The 7,176-nt window shown below is 63.4% G+C and carries 7 protein-coding genes and 1 pseudogene; 5 read left to right on the top strand and 3 right to left on the bottom strand.

The window, feature by feature from the left end:
* From ychF to QZ266_RS00410, 5 genes are all read left to right on the top strand, one after another.
* A partial coding sequence (gene ychF, locus QZ266_RS00390; RefSeq protein ID WP_295690558.1) for a redox-regulated ATPase YchF occupies positions 1 to 889 on the top strand: 889 nt, incomplete at its 5' end.
* 30 nt (positions 890 to 919) lie between these two features.
* Complete coding sequence (locus QZ266_RS00395; protein ID WP_295690561.1) at positions 920 to 1,363, top strand: group III truncated hemoglobin; 444 nt, start codon at positions 920 to 922, stop codon at positions 1,361 to 1,363.
* 92 nt (positions 1,364 to 1,455) lie between these two features.
* Complete coding sequence (locus tag QZ266_RS00400; RefSeq protein WP_295690563.1) at positions 1,456 to 2,688, top strand: multidrug effflux MFS transporter; 1,233 nt, start codon at positions 1,456 to 1,458, stop codon at positions 2,686 to 2,688.
* Between the two features lie 111 nt (positions 2,689 to 2,799).
* The gene (locus tag QZ266_RS00405) at positions 2,800 to 3,687 is read left to right on the top strand and encodes an enoyl-CoA hydratase-related protein (RefSeq protein WP_295690565.1); all 888 of its coding nucleotides are present in this window, start codon (positions 2,800 to 2,802) and stop codon (positions 3,685 to 3,687) included.
* Between the two features lie 50 nt (positions 3,688 to 3,737).
* A complete protein-coding gene (locus QZ266_RS00410; RefSeq protein ID WP_295690568.1) occupies positions 3,738 to 5,216 on the top strand; it encodes a hypothetical protein in 1,479 nt (492 codons plus the stop codon).
* Here the strand turns inward: QZ266_RS00410 and QZ266_RS00415 are convergent.
* The 3 genes and pseudogenes from QZ266_RS00415 to QZ266_RS00425 form a co-directional block, all read right to left on the bottom strand.
* Positions 5,213 to 6,136 (bottom strand): PhzF family phenazine biosynthesis protein, encoded by a 924-nt coding sequence (locus QZ266_RS00415; RefSeq protein ID WP_295690571.1) that lies wholly within the window; start codon positions 6,134 to 6,136, stop codon positions 5,213 to 5,215. The two genes, QZ266_RS00410 and QZ266_RS00415, sit on opposite strands and share 4 nt — an antisense overlap.
* A 12-nt stretch (positions 6,137 to 6,148) precedes the next feature.
* A complete protein-coding gene (locus QZ266_RS00420; RefSeq protein ID WP_295690573.1) occupies positions 6,149 to 6,910 on the bottom strand; it encodes an ABC transporter permease in 762 nt (253 codons plus the stop codon).
* Positions 6,907 to 7,176, bottom strand: a pseudogene (locus QZ266_RS00425) (multidrug ABC transporter ATP-binding protein); the annotation flags it as partial. The pseudogene QZ266_RS00425 and the gene QZ266_RS00420, both read right to left, overlap by 4 nt.

Below are 7,176 nucleotides of genomic sequence, written 5' to 3' on the forward strand. Positions count from 1 at the left end.
TTTCGTCGATATTGCCGGCCTGGTCGAAGGTGCCTCCAAGGGCGAAGGCCTGGGCAATCAATTCCTGGCCAATATCCGCGAAACCGATGCCATCGCCTATGTGCTGCGCTGTTTCGATGATGATGACATCACCCATGTGAACAACAGGATCGACCCGCTCGCCGATCTCGAAACCGTCGAGACCGAGCTGATGCTGGCCGATCTGGAAAGCCTGGAAAAGCGCAAGGCCGGCCTCGAGAAGCGGGCCAAGTCGGGCGACAAGGAAGCCAAGGCCGGTCTCGGCCTGATCGATGTGGCGCTGGCACAGCTCAATGAGGGCCGCCCCGCGCGCTTTGCCGAGATTGCCAAGGATGACCGCAAGGCCTGGCGCGGCCTGCAGCTCCTGACCACCAAGCCGGTCCTCTTCATCGCCAATGTCGATGAGGAAAGCGCGGGCACGGGCAATGCCTATTCCGAGATCGTGCTCAAGCGGGCCGCCGAGGAAGGCGCCGAGGCTGTGGTCATTTCCGCCAAGATCGAGAGTGAGCTGGCCCTCCTGGAAAACGAGGAGCGCGACGAATACATGGAAGCGATCGGCCTTGAAGAGCCCGGCCTCGATCGCCTCATCCATACCGGCTATTCACTGCTGGACCTGCAAACCTATTTCACCGCCGGCCCGAAGGAAGCCCGCGCCTGGACGATCCGCGAAGGCTGGACCGCCCCGCAGGCGGCCGGCGTCATCCATGGTGATTTCGAGAAGGGTTTCATCCGCGCCGAGACCATTGCCTATGACGACTATGTCACCTGCGGCGGCGAGGCCCCGGCCAAGGAAGCCGGCAAGATGCGCGCCGAGGGCAAGGACTATATCGTCAAGGATGGCGACGTCCTGCACTTCCGCTTCAACGTTTAAGGCAGGGCTGCGGCAGTCAGGATAGCCCCCATGTCCTCACCCATCCCTGTCCGCGTCACCGAAGCCCGCCTGGCCGCCCGTACAGAAGCGGCGGAGATGGGGGTTACGCGTGATCAGATCTCCGATCTGGTCGAGACCTTCTACGGTCATGTCCGCAGCGACGATCTGCTGGGACCGGTCTTCGCCCGGGCGATACCGGGAGACTGGGGGCCGCATCTGGAAACGATGAAGTCCTTCTGGTCGGCGCTTGTCTTTCATGATGGTGGCTATGCCGGCCGGCCCATGCCCGCGCATGTGAAGCTGAAGCCGCAGATTTCTCCGGGACATTTCGAGCGCTGGCTGGGCTTGTTCGACCTGACACTGGATGAAATCGGTGCCACGCCGGCGGCAAAGGCCGCCTTCCTGGAGCGCGCCAATCGTATCGCCGCGAGCTTTCAGGCCCATCTTTTCTACGACCCATACGCAAACGCCTGAGCTGTCATGCACCTGCAAGACTTGCACTTTACGCGCTGAAGTCGCATTTCACTCGAGCGGTATGGTCCCATACCGCTCCCCGGGAGCCCGTCATGACCCAGCCTAAAAAGGCCACCGGCGACACCTTGCCAATGTCGCTCACGGAACTCGTCGCGCTTCTGGTCGCGATGACGGCCGTGGTCGCGCTGGCGATCGACATGATGCTGCCGGCACTGGATGATATTGCCAGTGATCTTGGCGTTCTGGCCGAGAATGACCAGCAATTCGTGATCGGCGTCTATCTGATCGGCTTCGGGGCAGCCCAGCTGATCTATGGGCCACTGTCCGACCGCTTCGGACGCAAGCTGGTCATCCAGGGTGCCCTGGCCTTCTTCATCCTGACCAGCCTGATCTGCACGCTGACCCCGACATTCGAGCTTCTGCTCGTCGCCCGCTTCTTCCAGGGTGCCGCCGCGGCCGCCTGCCGGGTCATCGTCACCGCGATCGCGCGGGACCTGACATCGGGACGCCGCATGGCGGAAGTGATGTCGATGGTGATGACGGCCTTCATGGCCGTTCCCGTCCTCGCGCCCATGCTCGGCCAGGCCATTCTCATGATCGCACCCTGGCGCTGGATCTTCGGCTTTCTGGTCGTGTTCGGGGCCGGCCTGATGGTGTGGCTGCAAGTGCGCCTGCCGGAAACCCTGCACCCGGAATTCCGGGTCGCCTTGCGGGTAAAGCCGCTCATGGCGGCGTTCAAGGAGACATTCCGGCATCGCCTCATGGTTGGCTATACACTCGCCGGCGCCCCCTTCTTCGGCGGGCTGTACGGCTTTCTAGGCTCGTCACAACAGATCTTCGTCGGGCATTTCGGCCTCTCCGACACCGCCTTCCCCTTCGCCTTTGCCGCCATTGCCGGCGGGATCGGGGTGTCGAGCTATGTCAATTCCAAGCTGGTTATGCGGCTTGGCCAGCGCCGCCTCTCCCACGGTGCGCTGATCGCCTTCACGGTCATCTCTGCCGTCCACGCTGTCATCCTTGCCAGCGGGGTCGACAATTTCGTGCTCTTCCTGATCATGCTGTCAGCGGCCATGGCCTTCCTCGGCCTGATAGCGGCGAATTTCTCGGCCCTGGCGCTGGAACCGGTCGGCCATGTCGCCGGCACCGCCTCGGCCGTCTACGGCTTCACCACGGGTGTCATCGGCGCCGCGATCGGAGCGTATGTCGGTCAGCTCTATGACGGCACGGCCACGCCGCTCGTGATCAGCCAGGCCCTGATGGCCGCTACCGCCCTGCTCATCGTGATCATCACCGAGCGCGGCAAGCTCTTCCAGGTCGGCGAGTAGTCCGCACGGGAGAACCAGACGGGTTTCCCGGCGCCCGGCGTCCGGCAGGGATGACAAGCCCGGAACACCACCCCATCATGCGGCAAACGCCACAAGCATGAGGGGGCTCGGTTGGCCTATTCCACGATCCAGTACGATGTCGACGAGCAGATCGCGACCCTGACGATGAACCGGCCACACCGGCTCAACGCTTTCACCTATGAGATGGGTGACGAGATGATCGCGGCGCTGGATGAGGCCGATGCCGACGATACGGTCCGCGCCATCATCATCACCGGTAGCAAGCCCGCATTCTGTGCCGGTGCCGACCTCTCGACCGGCACCGAGACCTTCAACATGGTCGCCCAGACCCAGGATGACGGGACGTTCGATGCGAGCGATCCGAAATGGCGCGATCGCGGTGGGCTGCTCAATCTGCGTATCTGGAACACGCTGAAACCGGTCATCGGAGCGATCAATGGCGCCGCGGTGGGCATTGGCGCGACCATGATCCTGCCGATGGATATCCGACTGGCCTCGATGGACGCCAAATTCGCCTATCCCTTCGCCAAGCGTGGCATTGTCTGGGATGGCTGTGCGAGCTGGTTCCTGCCGCGGGTCGTCGGCATCTCGACAGCCATGGACTGGGGCCTGACCGGGCGCACCTTCAGCGCTGCCGAAGCGTTCGAATCCGGTCTGGTCGCGCGCGTCGTTCCGGCGGAAGACCTGATGAGCGAGGCCCGCGACCGGGCGCGGATGATTGCCGAGCGCTGCGCCCCGGTCTCGGTCGCCATGATGCGGCGCATGGCCTGGCGGATGCAGGGTGCAGCCCATCCGATGGAAGCGCACCGCGTCGAGACCCAGGGAATCCTGCATGCCGGCATGGGCGCCGATGCCAAGGAAGGGGTGATGTCCTTCCTGGAAAAACGCGCCCCGGATTTCCCGATGACAGTGTCGCAAGACCTGCCACCCTGGCACCCCTGGTGGGATGAAGCCGAGGATGAATACGAGTCCAGCTGACAAGACACGGCGCCAAGTGGTAACCTCCGGAAAAATCCCCGGAGGTTGCAATGCCCGAACACGTCCTCTTGATCCATGGCTGGAGTGCCAGCGACAAGTCCATGGCCGGAGTTGGCGAACTCCTCGCCGCAAAGGGATATGAAACCTCGGACGTCTTCCTCGGCGGCTATCCGTCGATGGATGATGATGTCCGAATCGCGGATTCCGGCCGACGCCTGAACGCGGTCATCGCCGAGATGCAGGGCGATGGACGACTGCCCGCCCGCTTCCATGTCGTCGTTCACTCGACCGGGGCGCTCGTCGCCCGCTGGTGGATGGCGGAATATTTCCCCCGCGGCGGCGCGCCGGTCGCCAATTTCCTGATGCTGGCACCGGCCAATTTCGGCTCGCCACTGGCCACGATCGGACGCTCGACACTGGGGCGACTGACCAAGGGCTTCACCAATGGGTTCCAGACCGGCACGCATTTCCTCAACGCGCTGGAACTGGCCTCGCAATTCCAGGAAGACCTCGCCCTGCGCGACCGGCTGAGCGCGGACGGGCACACTGAAAGCCCCTTCTCCGAAAACGGCACCCGCCCCTATGTCATCGTCGGCGCCGACCCGATCTTCGGAACCGGTATTCTTGGCGAGAAGGCCTGGGACGGAACAGTGCGGGTTGCCACCGCCAATATCGACCCGCGCGGCGTCACGGTCGATTTTTCCAAGGGCTCCATCCTGAAACCGGATTTCCGCGCTTGGTCGCGGCGCGGACCGGATGAAACACCCTTCGCCGTCATCCCGGACCGCAGCCATCTGAGCATTCTCAAACCGGCCGCCGGGGACAGTGCATCAAAGGACAAGACCGTCTCGGAACGGCTTGAAAAACTGATCCTCCAGGCCCTCGGCGTGAAGGGGGCGGACGGGTATCGCACCGTGATCGACGACTGGGCGGCGATCTGCCACGAGACCCGCCAGCTCGCCCAGGACGGTGCCGAGGCCGACGCCCTGCGTGACCGCATTCTCGGTCGCGCCGGGGCCGATGGCAGCCGTTTCCGCGAATTCTACCAGATTGTCGTCGAAGCCGTGGATGATACTGGCCTGCCGGTCGATGACTTCTCGATCTGGCTGACCGCGCCCAAGAAAACCCGCGAGACCCAGTTCAAGGCCGGGAACAGCGTCACCCGGATCGAGATCGACGCCCAGCTCTCCCTGATCCAGGACCGGCATGTGAATTCCTGCCACAAGAACCGGCTCTCCCTGCATGTCGACCGCCGCGAACTGCTGGCCAATTTTCTGCGTGACCGCATCCCGCCGAGCTATGAGGCCTCGCTGGCCGCCGGCATCACGGCGGCCTCGCCGGGCAAGCGGGTCGGCTATTTCGACATGGATGGCAAGGAACACAGCGCGCTCATTCGTCTGCGGGCGCTCGACCCTGGCGACGAGACCAAGGGCAAGCGCTTCCTCAAGCGCTACACCACCCATTTCCTCCGAGTCATCCTGCCGCGGGCGACACGCGATGATGTCTTCACCGCGCGACCTCTGCGCTAGGTGATGTCGCCCGTGAAGAGCTCGCCCTCGGCGATTTTCACCGCATCGCCGCCGAGCATGAGATCGGTCAGCTTGCCGCCTTCATGCTTGAGGCGCAGGCGGATCAGGCTGGGTCGGCCCATTTCGACGCCCTGATAGATATCGACGCCATGCTCGCCCTCGCCAAGACCGCCCTGCTCGCTGATCAGGCCGGCAAAGGCCGCCGCAGCGCCACCCGTCGCCGGGTCCTCGACAATGCCCAGATGCGGCCCGAACATGCGCGCCCGCCAATCCAGGGTGTGCTCGGTCAAGGTCGCCTTTGAAACCACCAGGGCGCAGACCGGCTCCGCTCCGCCGAAGACCTGCTCGAAGGTCGACAGATCAAGATTGATCGCGGCCAGTCGCGCCGGATCACGCACCGGGACGATGGCAAAGGGCACACCCGCCGACCAGATCCCGCCGCGCACAGGCGTATCCAGCAGATCACCGGGCTTGAGCCCCAGCGCCGCGGCGATGCCGTCAAAATCCGGCAACTCACCGACCTGTTCCGGCAGTTTCGGCGCAAAGAAGCGGGCCGAGCCGTGACGCGGTCCATTGACCCGGCCATCCGCGGTGACATCGCCGACCGTCTCCTCGAGCACAAAGCGCTTGCGCTGGCCTTCTGAGGCCCCGCTGGCGAGCGTCAGGGCAATTGTGGCCCCGATGGTCGGGTGACCGGCAAAGGGCAATTCCTCGCGCGGTGTGAAGATGCGCAGGCCGTAATCGGCATCGCGTCCGCGCGGCTCGGAGATGAAGACCGTCTCGGACAGGTTGAACTCGCCGGCAATGGCCTGCATGGCGACGTCGTCGAGATCATCCGCACCGAAAACAACGGCCAGCGGATTGCCCGCCAGGGCCTGGTCGGTGAAAACGTCGAAAATGGCATAGCGATGGGTGGTCACGGAGCAGCGTCCTTACGTCTTGAGCCGGTAGCCGGTCTTGAAAATGCGCCAGACAATGACGAGGCAGAGCGCGAAGAAGCCGGCAATCGCGGCCAGCGAGACGCCGATATCAACGTCCGCGACACCGTAGAAACTCCAACGAAAACCGCTGATCAAATAGACGACCGGGTTGAACAGGGTAACGGTCTGCCAGAAGGGCGGCAGGACGGAGATCGAATAGAAACTGCCGCCCAGGAAGGTCAGCGGCGTGACGATCAGCATCGGCACGATGTTGAGCTGTTCGAAATTATCCGCCCAGATGCCGATGATGAAGCCGAACAGGGAGAAGGTCACCGCGGTCATCACCAGGAAGGCCAGCATGACGAATGGATGCTGGATCTCCATCGGCACAAAGAAACTGGCCGTGGTCATCACCAGTGCGCCCAGGATGAGCGATTTGGTCGCTGCCGCGCCGACAAATCCGGTGACGATCTCCAGCGCCGAGATCGGTGCGGACAACAGCTCATAGACCGTCCCGTTGAATTTGGGAAAATAGATACCGATGGCGGCGTTCGAGACCGACTGCATCAGGATCATCATCATCACCAGGCCCGGCACGATGAAGGCGCCATAGCCAATCCCGTCGATCGATTCCATGCGCGAGCCGATGGCCGCCCCGAAGACGACGAAATAGAGCGAGGTCGAGATCACCGGAGCGAGGATGGACTGCATCAGCGTCCGCCCGGTACGGGCCATTTCAGCCTTGTAGATGGTCAGTGCGCCGCGCCAGTTCATGATGCGCCTCCCACGAGATCGACAAAGATCTCTTCCAGCGAACTTTGCCGGGTCTCCAGGTCGCGCACCGACACGCCGGCCGCATTGAGATTGCTCAGCAAGGTGGTGATCCCGGTCCGGTCGGACTGGGTGTCATAGTCGAAATGCAGGGCATGACCGTCCCCGGCCAGGCTCAGCCCGTCCACGGCGAGCGCCTCCGGCAGGGCTGTCAGCGGTTCGGCGAGCTGCAGGGTGAGTGTCTTGCGGCCCATCTTGGCCATCAGGGT

It is taken from the genome of uncultured Maricaulis sp. (assembly GCF_905480005.1).
GTDB lineage: Bacteria > Pseudomonadota > Alphaproteobacteria > Caulobacterales > Maricaulaceae > Maricaulis.

Coding starts and splice junctions, on each gene's coding strand:
- QZ266_RS00400 (WP_295690563.1), top strand. CDS start 1,456: ATGACCCAGCCTAAAAAGGCCACCGGCGACACCTTGCCAATGTCGCTC.
- QZ266_RS00420 (WP_295690573.1), bottom strand. CDS start 6,910: ATGAACTGGCGCGGCGCACTGACCATCTACAAGGCTGAAATGGCCCGT.
- QZ266_RS00395 (WP_295690561.1), top strand. CDS start 920: ATGTCCTCACCCATCCCTGTCCGCGTCACCGAAGCCCGCCTGGCCGCC.
- QZ266_RS00410 (WP_295690568.1), top strand. CDS start 3,738: ATGCCCGAACACGTCCTCTTGATCCATGGCTGGAGTGCCAGCGACAAG.